The organism is Pandoraea nosoerga (assembly GCF_902459585.1).
Taxonomy (GTDB): domain Bacteria; phylum Pseudomonadota; class Gammaproteobacteria; order Burkholderiales; family Burkholderiaceae; genus Pandoraea; species Pandoraea nosoerga.
Genome location: NZ_CABPSC010000011.1, coordinates 13,349 through 32,717 on the forward strand (window position 1 = coordinate 13,349; position 19,369 = coordinate 32,717).

19 protein-coding genes and 1 pseudogene are annotated in these 19,369 nt (G+C 67.3%); 18 read left to right on the forward strand and 2 right to left on the reverse strand.

Annotation, left to right across the window (positions count from 1 at the left end; translation table 11 throughout):
- Positions 1-149: 149 nt before the first annotated feature.
- Positions 150-803 (forward strand): lipid IV(A) palmitoyltransferase PagP, encoded by a 654-nt coding sequence (pagP, locus tag PNO31109_RS14605; protein ID WP_150556199.1) that lies wholly within the window; start codon positions 150-152, stop codon positions 801-803.
- Here the strand turns inward: pagP and PNO31109_RS14610 are convergent.
- Positions 779-2,203: a sugar MFS transporter gene (locus PNO31109_RS14610; protein ID WP_244958178.1), complete on the reverse strand. Its 1,425-nt coding sequence runs from the start codon at positions 2,201-2,203 to the stop codon at positions 779-781. The genes pagP and PNO31109_RS14610 overlap by 25 nt on opposite strands.
- 246 nt (positions 2,204-2,449) lie before the next feature.
- Here PNO31109_RS14610 and PNO31109_RS14615 point away from each other — a divergent pair, with 246 nt between their 5' ends.
- The 10 genes from PNO31109_RS14615 to PNO31109_RS14660 all read left to right on the forward strand — a co-directional run bounded on the left by PNO31109_RS14615 (position 2,450) and on the right by PNO31109_RS14660 (position 10,601).
- Positions 2,450-3,511 (forward strand): hypothetical protein, encoded by a 1,062-nt coding sequence (locus tag PNO31109_RS14615; protein WP_150556200.1) that lies wholly within the window; start codon positions 2,450-2,452, stop codon positions 3,509-3,511.
- 415 nt (positions 3,512-3,926) lie between these two features.
- Complete coding sequence (locus PNO31109_RS14620) at positions 3,927-4,382, forward strand: HU family DNA-binding protein (protein ID WP_150556330.1); 456 nt, start codon at positions 3,927-3,929, stop codon at positions 4,380-4,382.
- 288 nt (positions 4,383-4,670) lie between these two features.
- Positions 4,671-5,348: an amino acid ABC transporter permease gene (locus tag PNO31109_RS14625; RefSeq protein WP_150556201.1), complete on the forward strand. Its 678-nt coding sequence runs from the start codon at positions 4,671-4,673 to the stop codon at positions 5,346-5,348.
- 15 nt (positions 5,349-5,363) lie between these two features.
- Positions 5,364-6,017 carry an amino acid ABC transporter permease gene (locus tag PNO31109_RS14630; RefSeq protein ID WP_150556202.1) on the forward strand — a complete coding sequence of 218 codons (654 nt, stop codon included), beginning with the start codon at positions 5,364-5,366 and terminating at the stop codon, positions 6,015-6,017.
- A gap of 315 nt (positions 6,018-6,332) precedes the next feature.
- Positions 6,333-7,130, forward strand: a complete 798-nt coding sequence (locus PNO31109_RS14635) for a transporter substrate-binding domain-containing protein (protein ID WP_150556331.1) — start codon at positions 6,333-6,335, stop codon at positions 7,128-7,130.
- The gene (locus PNO31109_RS14640; protein ID WP_370750309.1) at positions 7,127-7,909 is read left to right on the forward strand and encodes an amino acid ABC transporter ATP-binding protein; all 783 of its coding nucleotides are present in this window, start codon (positions 7,127-7,129) and stop codon (positions 7,907-7,909) included. The genes PNO31109_RS14635 and PNO31109_RS14640 overlap by 4 nt, the downstream gene beginning before the upstream one ends.
- 247 nt (positions 7,910-8,156) lie before the next feature.
- Positions 8,157-8,816, forward strand: coding sequence for a PadR family transcriptional regulator (locus tag PNO31109_RS14645; protein WP_150556203.1), 660 nt, complete (start codon positions 8,157-8,159; stop codon positions 8,814-8,816).
- A complete protein-coding gene (locus PNO31109_RS14650; protein ID WP_150556204.1) occupies positions 8,816-9,655 on the forward strand; it encodes a siderophore-interacting protein in 840 nt (279 codons plus the stop codon). The genes PNO31109_RS14645 and PNO31109_RS14650 overlap by 1 nt, the downstream gene beginning before the upstream one ends.
- Before the next feature lie 99 nt (positions 9,656-9,754).
- The gene (locus PNO31109_RS14655) at positions 9,755-10,105 is read left to right on the forward strand and encodes a cupin domain-containing protein (RefSeq protein WP_150556205.1); all 351 of its coding nucleotides are present in this window, start codon (positions 9,755-9,757) and stop codon (positions 10,103-10,105) included.
- Positions 10,106-10,253: 148 nt separating this feature from the next.
- On the forward strand, positions 10,254-10,601 hold the full coding sequence (locus PNO31109_RS14660) for a hypothetical protein (protein ID WP_150556206.1): 348 nt from the start codon (positions 10,254-10,256) through the stop codon (positions 10,599-10,601).
- 181 nt (positions 10,602-10,782) lie between these two features.
- Here PNO31109_RS14660 and PNO31109_RS14665 read toward each other — a convergent pair whose 3' ends face one another.
- Positions 10,783-11,538, reverse strand: coding sequence for an SDR family oxidoreductase (locus PNO31109_RS14665; RefSeq protein WP_150556207.1), 756 nt, complete (start codon positions 11,536-11,538; stop codon positions 10,783-10,785).
- A gap of 484 nt (positions 11,539-12,022) precedes the next feature.
- Here PNO31109_RS14665 and PNO31109_RS22360 point away from each other — a divergent pair.
- From PNO31109_RS22360 to PNO31109_RS14695, 7 genes and pseudogenes are all read left to right on the forward strand, one after another.
- Positions 12,023-12,736, forward strand: a pseudogene (locus tag PNO31109_RS22360) (CDP-alcohol phosphatidyltransferase family protein); the annotation flags it as partial.
- Positions 12,716-13,552, forward strand: coding sequence for a HalD/BesD family halogenase (locus tag PNO31109_RS14670; RefSeq protein ID WP_174966420.1), 837 nt, complete (start codon positions 12,716-12,718; stop codon positions 13,550-13,552). The pseudogene PNO31109_RS22360 and the gene PNO31109_RS14670, both read left to right, overlap by 21 nt.
- Positions 13,553-14,575 carry a flippase-like domain-containing protein gene (locus PNO31109_RS14675; protein ID WP_150556208.1) on the forward strand — a complete coding sequence of 341 codons (1,023 nt, stop codon included), beginning with the start codon at positions 13,553-13,555 and terminating at the stop codon, positions 14,573-14,575.
- A gap of 15 nt (positions 14,576-14,590) precedes the next feature.
- On the forward strand, positions 14,591-15,355 hold the full coding sequence (locus PNO31109_RS14680; RefSeq protein WP_150556209.1) for a phosphocholine cytidylyltransferase family protein: 765 nt from the start codon (positions 14,591-14,593) through the stop codon (positions 15,353-15,355).
- The gene (gene aepX, locus PNO31109_RS14685) at positions 15,352-17,061 is read left to right on the forward strand and encodes a phosphoenolpyruvate mutase (protein ID WP_150556210.1); all 1,710 of its coding nucleotides are present in this window, start codon (positions 15,352-15,354) and stop codon (positions 17,059-17,061) included. The genes PNO31109_RS14680 and aepX overlap by 4 nt, the downstream gene beginning before the upstream one ends.
- Entirely contained in the window at positions 17,054-18,241 is a 1,188-nt protein-coding gene (gene aepY / locus PNO31109_RS14690; protein WP_150556211.1) for a phosphonopyruvate decarboxylase, read from the forward strand. The genes aepX and aepY overlap by 8 nt, the downstream gene beginning before the upstream one ends.
- 37 nt (positions 18,242-18,278) lie before the next feature.
- A complete protein-coding gene (locus PNO31109_RS14695; protein ID WP_150556212.1) occupies positions 18,279-19,352 on the forward strand; it encodes a 2-aminoethylphosphonate aminotransferase in 1,074 nt (357 codons plus the stop codon).
- Positions 19,353-19,369 lie beyond the last annotated feature (17 nt).

The window sequence follows — 19,369 nt, forward strand, 5'->3', positions numbered from 1 at the left end:
AGGTAGCTCAGCGTCACCCATCTCGTCCGCTGACCCAGCATCCACACGTTTGCCGATTCGACGTCGAGGCTACGCCCGACGGTCCCCGCAACCCGATTCACTGCCGCACGCGCCTCGGGCGCTGGCGCATTTCACGCGTTACCTCTGCAATGCCTACCACCCCCCAAAACAACGGGCGGCTCGCGTCATCGATTCATCTCGCATCGGCTGCCCCCCTGTCTCGCGCCTCGCAACGTTGCCGCCATCTCGCCTGGTGCGCCGTGCTGTCCTCGCTCACACCATTCACGGCGCAGGCCAACGATGCGCCGAGCGGCATCTCGACATGGACCGGCGCCATCGTCGACGAAGTGCGCGAGGTGGCCACCCAAGGCGCCAGCGATCTGTACGTGCCGCTGCATACGCACCACCTGCGCTTCGCCTACACGCGCGACAAGATTTCCCAGTACAACGAAAACCCGTGGGGCCTCGGCTACGGACGCGTGCTGTCCGACGGCAAGAACGGCTCGCGCATGTTGTACGCAATGGCCTTCAAGGACTCGCACAACGACTGGTCGCCGATGGCCGGCTACGGACGGATCTGGAACGTCGCGAATGCCGGGCCGGTTCGCTTCGGTCTCGGCTACACGGTATTCCTGATGTCGCGCTCGGACACGCTCGGCGGGGTGCCCTTCCCCGGCGCGCTGCCGCTCGCGCAGATCGGCGTGGGACGCGCTTACGTTGCAACCGCCTACGTGCCCGGCGGCAAGGGCAACGGCAACGTGCTGTTCATCTTCGGCCGTTACACCTTCGGCAAGCCGGGCTGAGACGCGCTCCACTCCCCGAATGCCGCAATGTAGGCGTAGGCGACGGCCGGCACGAGGAACGACAGCACCACGCCGGCAGCGTCGGCCAGCGCGCCTTGCAAATACGGCAGCACCGCACCGCCCACGATGGCCATGCAGATCAGCCCGCCCCCTTCGCTCACTCGCGCGCCGAGCCCGCCCACGGACAGCGAGAAGATCGTCGGAAACATGATGGCGTTGCCCAGACCACAGGCCAGCAGCAGCCACATGGCAAGCGTGGCGGGCAAGACGAGAGACGCCAGGATGAGGAGCAGGTTGTAGATCGCGCACAGGCTCAGCATCCGTCCGGGCGACACGCTGCGCAGCAGCCATGCCCCCACGAAGCGACCGACCATCGCGCCGCCCCAATAGAGCGCCAGGTAGCGACTCGCGTGCGCATGGTCGGCGATGCCGGTGTTCGCGTGTGTCAGGTAGACGATGAGAAAGCTGCCTATGCTCACTTCGGCGCCGACATACAGAAAGAGCGCCACAATCCCGTAACGCAGCGGCCGATGCGCCAGCAGCCCCCGTACATTGCCGGCGTCACTCGCACCGGCCACGCTGGCCACACCGGCCACGCCGGCCCCCGCGCTCACCGCGGCTTGCGGCGTTTCCGGCGCTTCCGGGGCTCCTGTCTCGCGCCGCCCCGGTTCGGGCAGCCTGAGCCGCCACAGCACAATGCCGCCGAGCACGAGCGCCGCGGCCAGCAACCCGTAAGGGCCGCGCACGGTGTCGACCGCGTGCCCCGCGACGGGTCCCGCTTGCGGCGACAGTATCCACAACGCCGCCAGCGGCGGCCCGACCGTCGTCCCCAACGAGTTGAACGCCTGCACCAGCGTGAGCCGGCTGGCTGCCGCGCCACGCGAGCCCAGCGTCTCGACGTAGGCGTTCACGGCCACCTGCAGCAACGTGATGCCGCTCGCCAGCACGAAAAGCGCGGCAAGAAAACATGCGTAGGAGACCAGCGCCGCCGCCGGAAAGAACAACGCGCATCCGAAGCCCGCCAGCCACAGGGAACTTGCCAGCGCTCGCCGGTAGCCCACGCGCGCCGTGTACTGCCCCGCCGGATACGACACCACGAAATAGGCCGCGAAGAAGCTCGACTGGATGAGCGCCGCGTCGCGGTACGTCAGATCGAAGGCGGCCTTGAAGTGCGGAACGAGGATGTCGTTGAGCGACGTGATGAGCCCCATCGCGAAGAACAACGTTGCGAGCATCGACAGCACGCGGCTTGCCGACGGCATGCCGGCAGCGGTCGCGGCGCCCGGAACGGACGGCGATCCGGCGGGCAGCGGGGCGTTGACGCTCCCCGTGGAAGGAACGGATTGGGCGGATTGAGCGGATTGCGCTGATGAGAGCGCCTTCGAGCGATCGGCGGACATGCACGTCTCCGGAGAACGACGGCGCTTGGCCGCCGGTAAGGGGCACAGTACCCGGCCAGTGTAGACTTCGCGACCGACGCCGTGCGCTAGGCCGAGTCTCATATTTGCATGACGGCCCGATGGCACCGCATTCGGCGCCGTGTCCGGCTTTTCCCATGCTGTTCCCGGCTTTCCGCTCTTGTCAGCCGACGTCTTTTGTTCGACTATCCGCTGCATAGGATAAGCCGCCACATTCGGGGATACATCATGCGGGGTTTCAAGTCTTGGAAGTTCGCGACGGGATGGCTCGTCGCGGGCATGCTCGGGGTTGCCGGCCATGCACAGGCGCAATCGGTGAGTCCGGCACGCGCGCCGGCGCCCGCCTGCGATTGCGCGCGGATCGTCGCCGATTGTTCGGCCTCCGTGACGGTGCTGCCCACGCGCGCGGCCAACGGCGCCTTCTCGGCCGACGTCACGCTGCAGACCGACGCGCCGTCGTGCGCGAAGATCGACTACCGACTCGACGACACGCCCTACGTCACGATCCTGCGCGACGGCTCGATGGGCACGCAGCGCCTCTACGGCTCGCGTGCGCTCACCCGCAACAGTCTCTCCCGTATGTCCTGCCACGTGTGCGCTGCCGCGCCGGCGCCGGTGGCAAACGACGGATTGCCGCCCGACATGGCGCGCGTCGAAGGCGCACCGGGCACGTTCAGCGCCGCACCCGCTGCTGCCTCGCCGAGCGCCGCGCCCTCCGGCAACGTCAGTACCTATGTCCCGCCCGCCGCCGCGCAGAACGCGGCAGTCGCCAGCGCGACGCCGCAGACGAGCGCACCGCTGCCGGACAGCATCGGCGACACCGCCGGGCTCAATGCGCTCAACGCGCCAAATGCGAACGCGCCGGAGACCGCCCGCGACGTTGCCGCGATCGATGCGCCCGCGCCTGCCGGCACCACGCTCGTCACCCCGCCAATAGCGCCGGGCGCCGCCATGGCAGCGCCCGCCGCGCCGCCGCGCGTGGTGAACCCGTCCGGCCGCTGGCGTGGCCTGTGCAGGAACGCCCCGCCGTGGTGGGGATGGTTCAGCTCGCCGATGACTCGTCTGATGGCGCTCGCACTGAACGGCGCACAAGTCACGGGCAGCGTCGACGACGTCGAACCGAACGTCCACACCACGGTGCAGGGCGTGCTTGCAGGCGATCGCCTGCAACTGGCCGGCAGCTACGGCGCGAAGCACGACATCACTTTCGGGCCGGACGGCACGACGCTCACTGACGCCTGGTGCAACAGCGACGGCCGCTGCGAGACCTGCGAGATGCAGCGTTTCTAAGGGGTTCGAGGGCATTCGGCGAACGTGTCGGCTCGCACCGCGGGCCGGCGCACGCGCGAAAGCACCGCCAGCACCATCGGCGCCATCGATGCCATCAGCACCGTCGAAAATGATGGGAAAGCCGGCGCCCGATTGCGCGCGAACGCGCTCGCCCGATTCTCGTGGACGGGAGATCATGGCGGTGCCAGCGCGCGAGGTCGCGAACGAAACGAATGGAATCGCCGCCGCAATGTCGTCGGGATGGCGCCGGAACATCGCGGAATGGCCGCTCAGCCTTGTGCGGCAAGCGCGCAACATTCGTCGCGCACTACTCGCACAAAGCGATTTCTTAGGTAGAATCGTCGGCGCAGCAAGACGTATCATTCGGGTGGCCGTTCTCCGACGGCACTTTCTTATTCTCATCGATTGGATCGATATGGCAACGGCAAAGAAAGCAGCAGCAAAGAAGGCCCCTGTGGCGAAAAAGGCTCCGGCAGCCAAGAAGGCGCCGGCAGCGAAAAAGGCAGCGCCGAAGGCAGCCAAGGCAGCGCCGAAGGCAGCCGCAAACGGCAAGCTCTCGCCGATCAAGGAAACGCTCAACAAGACCCAGCTCGCAGCCCACCTCGCGGAACAATCGGCTGTCGCCGTGAAGGAAGTGAAGGCAGTGCTGGCCGCGCTCGAGAACACGATCCTCGGCTCGCTGCACAAGAAGGGTGCCGGCGAATTCACGCTGCATGGTCTGTTCAAGGTCACGTCGCAACAAATCGCCGCCAAGGCGAAGCGTTTCGGCAAGGATCCGTTCACGGGCCAGGAGCGCTGGTTCCCGGCGAAGCCGGCTTCGGTGCGCGTGAAGGTTCGCCCGCTGAAGAAGGTCAAGGACGCCGCCCAGTAAGTCTTGCCGTCGCCACGCCGTGCCTCGCACGGCAGCGCGATACGACAGGCTCTGGCCGCTACGCCCGAGAACGGCGCCGATGTTTCGGCGCCGTTTTTTTTGTCCGCACACCGGCTTTCGTCCCGTCGCCCTCTTTCGACGTCTTTCGCCGTGCTCAACGCCTGGCCGCCGCACTCGCCAGGCGTCAAAACCTAGGGTTTTCGCTGGGGTTTGTGCGGAGTGGACGCCTCATGCACCGCCCGCTAACATCGCTCGGGACACCGGTCGGCAAGCTGCGAGGGGGCTTCCTTGCAATACACGTTTGCGTTTGGCGACGTCTTCGCGGCGTGGCCGTTACTGCTCAAGGGCACGTGGATCACGATCGAACTCTCGCTGAGTGCGACGGCACTCGGCCTGCTGCTCGCCATCGCCTGCGCGTGGGGCAAGACCTCGGGGCCGGCGCCGGTGCGATGGATCGTCGAGGCGTACATCGAGCTCATTCGCAACACGCCGTTCCTCGTCCAGCTCTTCTTCTTTTTCTTTGCCCTGCCCGCCGTTGGCCTGCGCTGGAGTCCGCACACGGCCGCACTCACCGCGATGGTGATCAATCTCGGGGCCTACGCGACCGAGATTCTGCGGGCCGGCATCGACGCCATTCCCCGCGGCCAGATCGAAGCGGGCCTCGCGCTCAACCTCAAGCCGTGGGAAATTTTCCGCTTCGTCATCCTCAAGCCCGCGCTCAAGTCCATCTATCCGGCGCTCACCAGCCAGTTCATTTTGCTGATGCTGAGCTCGGCGGTCGTCTCGGTCATCTCGGCCGATGACCTCACGTCGGTGGCCGCAACGCTCCAGTCGCAGACCTTCCGCAGCTTCGAAATCTATATCGTGGTCGCGGCGATCTATCTGCTGCTCTCGCTCGCGTTCTCGGCGCTCTTTCGCGCGATCTACCGCCGCACGCTCGATTTCCCCGAGCGTCGCGGCCCCTGACGGAGGCGCCCGCCCATGCGCACGTTCGGCTGGTCCGAATTCTGGTTCATTGTCGAGGCCGCACGCTGGACGCTCGCCCTGTCGGCCATTGCCTTCGTCGGCGGCGGCATTCTCGGGCTTGGCGTGGCGCTCGCGCGCACCGGCGACATCGTCTGGCTGCGCAACATTTCGCTCGCCTTCATCAAGCTGTTTCAGGGCACTCCCCTGCTCCTCCAACTGTTTCTGATCTTCTTCGGCGCGCCCGTGTTCGGCGTGGAGATCGATCCATGGATCGCCGCGGGCGCAGCGCTGACGCTCAACAGCGCCGCATTTCTCGGTGAAATCTGGCGCGGCTGCATCGAGGCCGTGCCGCATGGGCAGACCGAGGCAGCGCAGGCGCTCTCGCTCACATGGTCCCAACGCATGCGTGACGTCGTGCTGCCGCAAGCGCGACGCATCGCGATTGCGCCCACGGTGGGTTATCTGGTGCAGATCGTCAAAGGCACATCGCTCGCCGCGATCATCGGCTTTACCGAAATCACGCGCGCCGGACAGATCGTCAATAACGCGACGTTCCAGCCGATGGCCGTGTTCTCTGTCGTGGCCGCGCTGTACTTCGTGATGTGCTGGCCGCTGTCGCGCTTTGCCGCACGGCTCGAGCGGCGACAGGCGGCGGCATGGGCGCGCTAGGGCGCACCGGGCCACGCCAGGTCGCGTCGGGGACATTGCATGGCACCGCAGCGGTGCAAGGCATTGTGGTACTGCTCTCGGGTGCTGCCTGGCGCTGCCTGGCGCTGTCGGGTGCTGTCGGGTGCTGTCGGGTGCCGCTGTTCGTGCCGCTGCCACCGGATGGGCTTTTCCGTCGATTTTCGACGTTTCGCACTTCGTCTCAGGAGACTTCGCATGACTCGAAAGCTACCGCACCCGGCCAGCCGTCCGGCCGCCCGCGAAGATGGCGCGACGCCGTCGCGCCGCCACTTCCTCGCCACGCTCGGCGTGGCCGCCATGCCCGCCGGCTTCGTCGGCTCGCTCGGCGGCACCCTCGGCGGCCTGCTGACGGGCACGCTCTCGCTGCTCGCCGCGCCCGCCCACGCGCAGACCGTGGCGGACATCAAGAAAAAGGGCACGCTCAACGTCGGCATGCTGGTCGACTTCCCACCGTATGGCACGTTCAACGCGCAGAATCAGCCCGACGGCTATGACGCGGATGTCGCCCGACTGCTCGCCAGGGATCTCGGCGTAAAGGTCAACATCGTGCCCGTCACCGGACCGAATCGCATCCCGTTTCTGCTCACCGGCAAGGTCGACGTGCTCGTGGCATCGCTTGCCATCACGCCGGAGCGCGCCAAACAGGTGCAGTTCTCGAAGCCGTATGCCGCGGCGACCATCGTGCTGCTCGGCAAGACGGGAGCGCCGCTCAGGTCAGCCGCCGATCTCAAGGGCGTGCGCGTGGGCGTGGCGCGCGCAAGCACGCAGGACATTGCCGTCACGAAAAGCGCGCCCGAAGGCACCGAGATCCGACGCTTCGACGACGACGCCTCCGCCATGCAAGCACTGCTCTCGGGACAGGTCGATGCGATCGGCTGCTCCGTCACCGTCGCCAACGCGATCCGGCAGCGCGCCCCGGGACAGTTCGAGCCGAAGTTCAATCTCCTGCAGCAATCGATGGGCATCGCGCTGCGCCCGAACCAGCCCGAACTGCTCGCCGCGATCGACGATTTCGTCGCCCGCAACACGGCCAACGGCGAACTGAACAAGCTCTACCGCAAGTGGCTCGACACCGACTTGCCGAAGCTGCAATGAGTGCCGCCGCCATGCGGGCGCCCGGCGAGGGCGGCGCCCCGATCATCGAGATGACCGGCGTGAGCAAATGGTTCGGCGAATTCCAGGTGCTCACCGATATCGATCTCACGGTCGCCGCGGGCGAGCGGATCGTCATTTGCGGGCCGTCAGGCTCCGGCAAATCGACGCTCATTCGCTGCATCAACCGCCTCGAACCGGTGCAGCGCGGGCGCATCGTCGTCGACGGCATCGACCTCACGGCCGGTGGTGCGAACGTAGCCAGCGTGCGGCAGGAAGTCGGCATGGTCTTTCAGCAATTCAATCTCTTCCCGCATCTGACCATTCTGGAGAACTGCACGCTGGCGCCCATGCGTTCGCGCAAGCTCTCGCGTGCGGACGCCGAGGCGCTCGCCATGCGCTTTCTCACGCGTGTGCGCATTCCGGAGCAGGCTCACAAGTATCCGAGCCAGCTCTCGGGCGGCCAGCAGCAGCGCGTGGCGATCGCCCGGGCACTGTGCATGACGCCGCGCATCATGCTGTTCGACGAGCCCACGTCGGCGCTCGATCCGGAAATGGTCAAGGAAGTGCTCGACACGATGATCGGGCTGGCCGAGGACGGCATGACGATGCTGTGCGTCACGCACGAGATGGGATTCGCACGGCGCGTGGCCGACCGTGTGATTTTCATGGCCGAAGGCCGCATCGTCGAGCAAGCCCCGCCCGCGCAGTTTTTCGATCGCCCGCAGCACGACAAGACCCGACAGTTTCTCGGCCAGTTGCTCAGTCATCCCGCGCCGTAGCCCCGGGTATATCGCTGTTGGCCGCCGGCGCGCCTCCCGCACTGTCGATATATCGATTTCGATAGAATTTTTCGGCCATTTCGTCGGTGCCAATGTCCTCGGCCTCCTCGGCCTCCTCGGCCCCCTCGCCCCTGCGGTGCAGGGGCCTTCACGCTGCCGGTCCCTGCCAATCAAAAATAATTTTGCTTTCGATGCAATTTAGATATATCGTAAACATGTCTTAACCACATCGATAAGGAGTCGCATTATGCGTGGATCACGTGGCGATTTCATGCGTCGGGGCCCGATGGGTCTGGAGGGAATGGATTTTGGCGACGAGCGTCGCGGCGGCTACGGCCATCGCCGGGGCGGGCGAGGCGAAGACGGACGCGACGGACGCGACGGGCGCGACGGATGGGACGGCCATGGCGGACACGGCGAGCGCGGCGCCCGGGGAGGACGCGGCGGCCGCCTGTTCAGCCACGGCGGCCTGCGGCTCGTGCTGCTGCATCTGATAGCGCAGCAGCCGCGTCACGGCTACGAACTCATCAAGGCGATCGAAGAAAGCGTGAATGGAACCTACAGCCCGAGCGCCGGCGTGGTCTATCCCACGCTCACGCTGCTCGAGGAGATGGGCTACATCCGCGTGCAGGAAAACACGGGCGACAGCCAGCGCAAGTCCTATGAAGCGACCGACGCCGGTCGCGAATACCTGGCGGAAAACGAAGGCAGCGTGACCGAATTGCTCGCGCGGCTGGCGACACGCCGCGAGCGCTCGGAAGACATGCCGCCGCAAGTCATGCGCGCGCTGCACAACTTCAAGTACGCCGTACACCTGCGTCTGGGCGGCGAGCCGCTCACGACCGAACAGGCCAACGCGTTCGCCGCGATTCTCGACGCGGCCGCACAACAACTGGAGCGAATCTGATGCAAGACAACGCTGCCCCGAACGCCACCCCCGAGCGCACGCCGCAGCGCGTGCGGCACGAACTGCGCATGCGCCTGCTCGAAGTGCGCAGCGTCGAGACGCTCACGCCGCACATGCTGCGCGTGACGCTGGGCGGTGACGACCTGGAAGGTTTTCACAGCCCCGGCTTCGACGATCACGTCAAGCTTTTCTTCCCCAATCCGGAAACCGGCGAGCTGTCGCTGCCGCGAATCGGCCCCGAGGGGGTGGCCAAGCCAGCCCCCGGCGAAGCGCCGCGCCTGATGCGCGACTACACCCCGCGCCACTACGACCCTGCCTCGAACACGCTCGTGATCGACTTCGCGATGCACGATTGCGGCCCCGCCACGCAATGGGCGCGCTCGGCCCGGCCCGGCGACCGGCTCGGCGTGGGAGGTCCGCGCGGTTCGTTCATCATCCCGACGAATTTCGACGGCTACGTGCTCATCGGCGACGATACGGCCCTGCCGGCGATCTCGCGGCGGCTGGCCGAGCTGCCGGCCGGCGCGCTCGTGTTCGTCTTCGCCGAAGTGGACGCTCCGGCAGACCGTCTGCGCTTCACGAGCGAGGCAGACGTCGTTGTCGAGTGGATCTACCGCGAGGGCACGCCTGCCGGACAGAGCACGGCGCTCGTCGATGCGCTCGCCTGCGCCACGATGCCGGCCGGCGACATTCACGCCTGGGTCGCTGCCGAAGCTGGCGTGGCCAAGGCCGTGCGCCGCCATCTGGTGGAGACTCGCGGCCTGAACCCGAAATGGGTCAAGGCGGCGGCCTACTGGCGACGCGGAGACGCCGCCGTGCACGAGAACCTCGACGACTGAGTCCGCGGCGCGCCCTGCGCCGTCGGCCCGCCGGGAGAGTGGCGCGTGTATCCTTTCTATCCCGCGTTGCAGTCCCCACACCGCCCGGAGCCCACGGAAATGACGACACCGCTCTCGCCCGACGCGAATCTGTTCGCCGGTCTGCCGGCGTCTGCCGATCCCGCGGCCGCGGAGCAATTCGACGCCTTGCTGACCCGGCCCGGCGTGCGCGTGGAGCGCATCGTCTCGACCGGGCAGGCGTCGCCGCCGGGTTTCTGGTATGACCAGCCGCAACACGAGTGGGTCGCCCTGCTTGCCGGCGGCGCGGGGCTCGCATTCGCGGACACCCCGGGTGAGACGCTCGTGCTGCGCCCCGGCGACGTGGTGACGATCGCGGCGCACCGGCGGCACCGCGTCGAATGGACCGCTCAGGGCGAAGTCACGGTGTGGCTCGCGCTCCATTACGACTGACGTCGCGGCCCTCGTTTGGAGAAATTCCCTGCCATTTTTCGGAATTGCCTGATAGAAAAGCCGGGAACAACTTCCGACTATGGAAACGCGCCCGCGGATGTCGAATTTCGGCACCTGGAGGGCGGTTCACCCAAGGGGGTACCACGGCATGGAGCAACGCAAACGACACGACGGCTTCGAGCGTTGGGCGGCTGGCGCCACGGCGCGTCAGGCGGGGCAGGAAAACGCCCGCTGGCGCGTATTTCGTGCGCCCGAGCAGGCCGACTTTCAGGGGTTCGTCGTCTGGTGCTACACGCAGGGCGTCTTCCTCGGGCAGGAATTCGATCGCCGGACCGACACCATCACGCACTGCTACGTGCGCAACGGCGCCTGGGCCGTGCAGTTCGACTCCTATGCCGAAGCGTGCGAGCGTGCGCTCGACATCCATGCGCCAACGCTGATCCTTTACGCGCCGGAGCGCAACGGGAACGTCTTCATTACTAGCACGGAGCAGTAAGTCGCCACGCAGGCGGCGCCCGCTCTTGCACGCTCCTCCATGCACTGCACGCCCCTGCACGCTCCTCCATGCTTGCCCACGCGCCCGCGCCGCCTCGACAGGCACCGCTGTGCGCCGCTGTGCGTCGATGTGCGCCGGCTTGCCAGGCCCTCGCGCCGGTGCTTTTATCGGATGCGCGCGCTCAGGCGTAATTGCGGATGTCGTCGATCTCGGTCTGGCCGAAGTCATCGCGCGCCGTCAGCGCCAGAATGCGGCGGGCGACGTCCTCCGGCGACGACAGCTTGCCGCTCGCCTTCATTTCCTGAAAACGTGCCAACGCCGGGAAGCTCTCCGGGCTGCTGCTGCGAATCGTCTCCTGCATGCCCGTATCGACCACCCCGGGAGCGAGCGACACCGCCTGCACGCCATGCGCGCGGTGTTCGGCGTTGACCACGCGCGTATACATATCCAGTGCGGCCTTGGTCGAGCAATAGACGGCCCAGCCCGCGTTCGGGTTGCGGCCGGCGCCCGACGAGATATTGACGATCTGACGCTTGGCCGCCAGCCCCTGCGTTGCCGCCAGAAAGCGCGACGTGAGCAGCATCACGGACGTCACGTTCAGCGCGAACGCGGCCCCGATGGCCGCGGCGTCGTCGAGCGCGGCGGCATTGGCCACCGGGTTGACGGTGCCCGCGTTGTTGATCAGCAAATAGCGGCCGGCCTCGCGCGGCAGCGCGGCGAAGATGCGTTCGGCCACCCCGGCGGCGGCCTCGGCGTCGGACAGGTCGACGGCAATCTGCTCGAGCGACGCGCCCCTCGCGGCGGCCTGCGCGGCGAGATCGTCGTCCGGGTGACGGGCCAGCGTCACGAGATGGGTGCCAGGCGCGAGCAGTTCGCGCGCGAGCGCGGCGCCCAGGCCGCGCGAAGCGCCGGTAAGGATGGCAATCGTTTGGGACATGGCGGGAATGCGGCGGCGTAACGCCGCAATAAGTGACAAACAGGACCGCCATTATCCGCGCATCGCGAAGCGGCCGCTATCCCGACTCGATGTCGCTTTTCCGGGCGCAAGCCCCAAAACCGCCTTGGGAATGGCCGCAATGGGGCGATTGGAGGGTGCGTCAAATCGACGCTGCGGGTCCTCGAAAAGCGAAATACAGTGTTGCGGAATATAATCGCGAACTTCGTCCGCCTACCGCCGCCTACCGCCCCGTACCGCCGCCCACCGCCCCATATCGCCGCCCACCGCCCCATATCGCCGCCTACCGCCCCATATCGCCGCATATCGCCCAGGTATGACACGGACGGCCGCGACGCTCGGCAACGCGGCAGCACGCGGACTTTCCTTCGCGCGTCAATGCCCCGTCCGCCAAGGGTGTCGCGGTAGGTACAGGCATTTCGGGTGGCCTGCACATTACCGTCTTATGGGTATATATTCCCCCCTCATGGAAACGATACCGAAAACTATTTCGGCGCGCGCTGTCGCGCCAAGCGCCGAGAAGACCACACGCCCCGTGCCGCCGCGCCCCCGCCAATACGACGCGCGGCTCGCGCGCCGGCTCGTCACGCCGCTCGTCGACACGCGCGTGAGCCCGAATCATCTGACCACGCTGCGGCTGATCGTCGGCCTGGCGTGCACGTGGGCGTTCGCCCAGGGCGGCTATGCCATGGCCAACCTCGGCGCGGTGCTGCTGGTCCTGTCGAACTTCATCGACCACACCGACGGCGAACTCGCCCGCATCAGCGGCAAGACGAGCCGTATCGGTCACTTCTACGATCTCGCGTCGGACGCGCTCGTCACCGTGCTGCTCTTCGGCGGCATCGGCATGGGCGTGGAAGCGCTGGCGCCGGGTCAGCGCCTGCTGCCGGTGCCGCTGTCGGCGTCCGCGCTGGGCTGGATCGCCGGCATCGCCGTGGCGCTGATCTTCTTTCTGCGCATGCGCATCGAGGAACGCGTGGGCAAGGCGGGCACGAAGCAGGCTTCGGTCGGCGGCTTCGAGACCGAAGACGTGCTGTATCTCATGCCGCTCGTCACGCTGTTCGACGGCACGCGTGGCTTCCTGATCGCCGCGGCCATCGGCGCGCCGCTCTTCGCCCTGCTGGTAATCGCCGATTACGTGCGCGTGATGCGCCGTGCGCTGCCGCCGAAGGCCGAATCGGGGCAGGTCGTCGCCGGTGCGGAACCGGCCTCGCCGCTCGCCCGCGCCACGCCTGCCGCACCGGCTGCCGCCCCTGCCGCGTTCGCCATTGACGCCGAGATCGAACAGGCGCTCGAAGCCATCGATCTCGACGCCGCCACGCGCGAGTTCAAGTCGCAGGACGCTTTCCTCTACCTCGAGAAGTTTCTGCCGCCGTCCGTCACGGAGCAACTGGTCGCCGCCGCGCGCGCGGTAACGCCCAACGTGAACCGCAACTACCTGCCGGGCCACAAGCAAGGCGGCAGCGTGAGCCGCCACACGCTCGACGAACGCGCCCCTTACGTGGCCGAGCTGTATCGCTCGCCCGCCCTCATGCGCTTTCTGGAGCGCCTGGCCGGCGAGAAGCTGCTGCCCTCGCCGCAGGACGATCCGCACGCGTATGCACTCTATTACTACACGCGCCCGGGCGATCACATCGGCTGGCATTACGACACGTCCTATTACAAGGGTCGTCGCTACACGCTGCTGCTGGGCGTGGTCGATCGCTCGAGCTGCAAGCTCGAATACCGGCTGCACACGCGCAATCCCGGCGTGGCGCCGGTCGACGGCGCCGTGGCCTATCCGCCCGGTGCGCTCGTGTTCTTCGACGGGGACAAGCTCCATCATCGAATCACGCCGCTCGGCGACAACGAGGAACGGATTTCGCTGACCTTCGAGTACGTGACCGACCCGCGCATGGGCACGTGGCAGCGCTTCATTTCGAACATGAAGGACGCCATCGCCTACTTCGGTTTCCGGCAAGTGTTTCGTCAGGTATTGGGACGGACGAAACGCTAAATGAACCGGACAGCCATCGTATCGCTCACCCTCGGCCTCGCCCTTTTCGTCGCCCTGCTGATCTGGCAGGGGGCCGGCTCGGTCATGTCCACGCTGGCCATGGCCGGCTGGGGTCTGCTGCCCATCGCGGCGTTCCACCTCGTGCCGCTGGCGCTCGACGCCGCCGCCATCCAGGTGCTCGTGGCGAGGTCCTGCTCGCTGCGCCGCGCCGTGCTCACGCGCTGGGTCGGCGAATCGGTCAACAGCCTGCTGCCCGCCGGCCAGATCGGCGGGCCGATCGCGATGGTGCGCCAGATGAAGCAACGCGGACTGGCGGGCCGGGAAGCGGCCGCCGCCATTACCGTGAGCACCACGCTGCAGGCCGTGGCACAGATCGTCTTCGCGCTGCTCGGACTCGCGGTGTTCGGCATCAGCGCCACGCGCGACACGGCCGCCGGCCTGTGGCTGCCGATGCTGCTCGCCACCGGCGTCATTTCGGCGCTGCTCTATGTGTTCTACGTCGCACAGCGGCGCGGCATTTTCGGCTGGGCGTTGCGCATGCTGTCGAAAATGTCGTCCAAGCGCGACTGGTCGTCGCTGCTCGATCGCGCCGACGCCGTCGACGAAATCGTGCAACGCATGTATGGCGAGCGCCGCCAGTTGTTTGCGAGCTTCGTGCTGAGCCTGCTCGGCTGGATCGTCGGCACCGCCGAAGTCTGGCTGGTCCTGCAGTTCATCGGCCATCCGGTGAGTTGGGTCGACGCCCTGCTGCTCGAAAGTTTGGGGCAGGCGATTCGCGGCGCCGCTTTCTTCGTGCCGGGCTCGCTCGGCGTGCAGGAAGGCGGCTACCTGCTGCTCGCCTCGCTCGTGGGCCTGCCGGCCGACGCCGCGCTGGCCCTGTCGCTGGCCAAGCGCACGCGCGAGCTGCTGCTCGGCGTGCCGGGCCTCGTCTATCTGCATTACTCCGAACGTGGCTGGCGTCGCCGGCGCGCTGCGCAACAGAGCGTGCCGCTGCCTGCCGCCACCGATACTGCACCGCTTTAAAGAAGGATATCGACCATGCGGGCCATTATTCTCGCTGCAGGCATGGGCCTGCGTTTGCTCCAGCCCGAAGACAAGCAGTCGCCGAAGTGCCTGCTCAGGTTCGACGGCATGTCGTTGCTCGAGCGCCATCTGCGCATGCTCGCGGCCGCCGGCATCACGGACGTCGTACTCGCGCTCGGCTTCCATCACGAGCAGGTGAGCGAAGAACTCGAGCGTCTGAACTGGACGCCGCGTCCGCAGATCCGCCTCAATCCGGAATTCCATCTGGGCAGCGTGCTCACGCTGCACACGGCGGCCGATGCGCTGAGCGCGGGCGGCGACGTGCTCGTCATGGACGCCGACGTGCTCTACGATCAGCGCATCTTCAACGCGCTGGTCGCCGGCCAGAGCGCCAACCGCCTGCTCATCGACCGCGACTTCGAAGTGGGCGACGAGCCGGTCAAGCTGTGCCTGAAGGACGGCGTGCCCGTCGAGCTGCGCAAGCAGGTCATGGTCGGGCTGGCCTACGACACGGTCGGCGAGTCGGTCGGCTTCTTCCGCTTCAACGAGGCCACGGCCACGCGCCTGGCGGAAATCACGCGCGACTACGTCGAATCGGGCCGCGCCAAGATGCCGCACGAAGAAGCCGTGCGCGACCTGCTGCTCGAGCGCGGCGCGCAATTCGAAACGGCCGACGTCACGGGTTTCCCGTGGATCGAAATCGACTACCCTGAAGACGTGAAGCGCGCCGCCGACCAGGTGCTGCCGCAACTCGAACCGCTCACGATGGTGTCCGAATGAACGCTCCCGACGCATTCTCCCTGCCGCCGAGCGCCACGCGCGCGGCACAACTGCGCGCGATGCTGCGCAGCAACCAGCTCGAATTCCTGATGGAAGCCCACAACGGCCTGTCCGCGCGCATTGTGCGCGAGGCCGGCTTCAAGGGCATCTGGGCCTCCGGACTGGCCATTTCGGCGCAGTTCGGCGTGCGCGACAACAACGAAGCGAGCTGGACGCAAGTCGTCGACAACCTCGAGTTCATGGCCGATGCCAGCAATCTGCCGATTCTGCTCGACGGCGACACCGGTTACGGCAACTTCAACAACATGCGCCGTCTCGTGCGCAAGCTCGAGCAGCGCGGCGTGGCCGGCGTGTGCATCGAAGACAAGGTCTTCCCGAAGACGAACAGCTTCATCGGCGGCGAGCGTCAGCCGCTCGCGGACATCGACGAATTCTGCGGCAAGATCAAGGCCGGCAAGGACTCGCAAAGCGACGACGACTTCTCGATCGTGGCGCGCGTCGAAGCGCTCATCGCCGGCTGGGGCATGGAAGAGGCGCTGCGCCGCGCCGAGGCCTATCGTCAGGCCGGCGCCGACGCCATCCTCATTCACAGCAAGCTCAAGCGCGCCGACGAGATCGTCCAGTTCGCGCGCGAATGGGGCAATCGCTGCCCGCTGGTGATCGTGCCGACCAAGTACTACAGCACGCCGACCGATGTCTTTCGCGACGCCGGCATCAGCGTCGTGATCTGGGCAAACCATCTGATCCGTGCGGCCACCTCGGCCATGCAGGCGGTGGCCGCCGAGATCCATCGCAGCGAGACGCTCGTCAACGTCGAAGACCGCATTGCCACCGTGGACGAAATCTTCCGCCTGCAGGACGCCGACGAATACACCGAAGCGGAAGATCGCTACCTGTCGGCGGCGAATGCGCCGCGCTCGGCCATCGTGCTGGCGGCCAGCCGCGGCAAGAACCTCGAGAGCGTGACGACGGATCGCCCGAAGGTCATGCTGCCGGTCGCGGGCAAGCCGTTGCTGCGCTGGCTCGTCGACGGCTTCAAGAAGCAGGGCATCAACGACATCACCGTCGTGGGCGGCTATCGTGCCGACGCCATCGACACGGCCGGCATCACGCTTGCCATCAACGAGCGCCACGCCGAGACGGGCGAGCTCGCCTCGCTCGCACGCGTGGGCCACGCCTTCGCGCACGACACGGTGATCTCGTATGGCGACCTGCTCTTTCGCAGCTACATCGTGCGCGATCTCGTCGAGAGCGAGGCCGACTTCACCGTCGTGGTCGACTCGACCGCCGCGAGCACCGCGAATGCGGCCAACGCCAGCGTGCGCGACTTCGCGTACTGCTCGGCGGGCGATGACCGCGGGCTGTTCGGCCAGCAGGTGCTGCTCGAGAAGATCAGCGGCGAGGCCGCCGACGCCGGCCGCACGCCGAATGGCCGCTGGATCGGGCTGCTGGCCGTGCGCGGCGACGAAGGCCGCGCGCGGCTGCAACGCGTGTTCGCCGCGCTGCAGGCCCGTCCGGAGTTCGATCGGCTCGGCATGCCCGAACTTATCAACGCGCTGGTGCACGATGGCGCGAAGATCGCGGTGCAGTACGTACACGGCCACTGGCGCGGGGTGAACGACATGGAAGAATTCCGCCGCGCCGCCGATTTCGCGCACGGCCAGACGCCGTACAGCGGCGCCAATGCGGAGGCGCAAGGTGATTGAGGCAGGGCAGTTCGTCGAAGCCGCGCGAAAGCACGGCTTCACTTGGTACACCGGCGTGCCGTGTTCGTTCCTCACGCCGTTCATCAACTACGTGCTGCAGGACCCCACGCTGCACTATCTGTCGGCGGCCAACGAGGGCGACGCCGTCGCGATCGCTGCGGGCGCCACGCTGGGCGGGGGCCACGGCGTACGCGCCGTCACCATGATGCAGAACTCCGGGCTGGGCAACGCCGTGAGCCCGCTCACCTCGCTCACGTGGACGTTCCGCCTGCCGCAATTGCTGATCGTGACGTGGCGTGGCCAGCCGGGCATCACCGACGAGCCGCAGCACGCGCTCATGGGCCCGATCACGCCGGCCATGCTCGACCTGATGGAAGTGCCCTGGGAGCTGTTTCCCACCGAGCCCGACGCGATTGCGCCGGCGCTCGAGCGCGCCGTAAGGCACATGGACGAGACCGGGCGTCCGTATGCGCTCGTCATGCAAAAGGGCAGCGTGGCGCCCTTCCCGCTGCAGCCGGCCGAGCGTGCGGCGCGCCCGGCGCAGCCCGCGCCGGTGTCGCTCATGCGCGGTGTGGCGCCCACCGATCTGCCGGCACGACGCGACGCACTCGAGCGCGTCGTCGCGCACACGCCGCTCGAGAGCACCGTCGTGCTCGCATCGACGGGTTTCTGCGGTCGCGAACTGTACGCGCTCGACGATCGCCCCAATCAGCTCTACATGGTCGGCTCGATGGGCTGCGTGACGACGCTGGCGCTCGGCCTCGCGCTCGCGCGCCCGGAGCTGCGCGTCGTGGCACTCGACGGCGATGGCGCGGCGCTCATGCGCATGGGGGCGTTCGCCACGCTGGGTGCGTATGGGCCGTCGAACCTCGTGCATCTGCTGCTCGATAACGCGTCGCACGACTCCACGGGAGCGCAGGCCACCGTCTCACCGACGGTTTCGTTCGCGGGCGTGGCCGCCGCCAGCGGTTACGCGCTCGCGCTCGAAGGCGATACGCTCGACGTCGTCGAGCAACTGTTCGACGCCCGCACGTCCAGCCCGAGCAGCGGGCCGCGCTTCGCCTGCCTGAGCACGCGCCCCGGCACGCCCGACGGCCTGCCGCGCCCGAAGGTCACGCCCGAGGCCGTCAAGTCGCGCCTGATGGGCCATATCGCATCACGCGCCCGGGCCTCGGCCTGAGCGTTTCCCTTTACCTATTTGCCGAGGAAGCTTCGCCATGCTGTTACTGAACCCGGGCCCCGTTACCCTGACCGAGCGTGTCCGCAAGAGCCTGCTGCAGCCCGACCTGTGCCATCGCGAGCCCGAGTTCTTCGACCTGCAGGATGAAGCCCGCGCGCGTCTGATCTCCGTCTACGGCCTCGACCCGGACGTGTGGACGCCGGTCCTGATGACCGGCTCGGGCACCGCCGCCGTCGAGAGCATGACGGCCGGCCTCGTGCCCGAAGGCGGCCGCCTGCTGATCGTGGAAAACGGCGTGTACGGCGAGCGCATCTCGCAGATCGCAAGGCAGTACCGCATCGATCACGACGTGATCCATTTCGAGTGGATGCAGGCGCCCGATCTGGCGCAGGTCGTCGCAAGGCTCGACGCCGCCGGCGATCGCCCGTACACGAACGTGGCGATCATCCATCACGAGACGACGACCGGCCGTCTGAACGACCTGGCCGGTATCGCGAACGCCTGCCGCGAGCGCGGCATCGACCTGCTGGTCGACGGCGTGAGCAGCTTCGCGGCCGAGGCCATCGACTTCGATGCACCGGGCATCGCCGCGGTGGCGGCCACGGCCAACAAGTGCCTGCACGGCGTGCCGGGCGTGTCGTTCGTGCTGGTGCGCAAGCGCGCGCTCGCCAGGGCGGCGAGCCGCACGTATTACCTCGACATCGGCCGTCTCGCCAAGCTCCAGGCTGAGCGCAACACCCCGTTCACGCCGTCCGTGCATGCGTACTACGCGCTCGTCGAGGCGCTGCGCGAGCTCGAAGACGCGGGCGGCTGGGAAAAGCGTCACGCGCACTATGGCGCCCTCGCCGAGCAGGCGCGTGCCGGTCTGGCCGCACTCGGCATCGACAGCGTGCTGCCGCCGGCCGAGTCGTCGGTCGTGCTGCGCGCGTACAAACTGCCCGCCGGCGTGGATTACCCGCGTCTGCACGATTGGCTCAAGGCCGACGGCTTCGTGATCTACGCAGGCCAGGGCGGCCTGTCGAGCACGCTGTTCCGCATCTCGACGATGGGCAACCTCGCGACGGCCGACATCGACCGCCTGCTGGCGTCTTTCGCGCGACTGGTGCAGTGAGCGCGGGCAAGGACGTT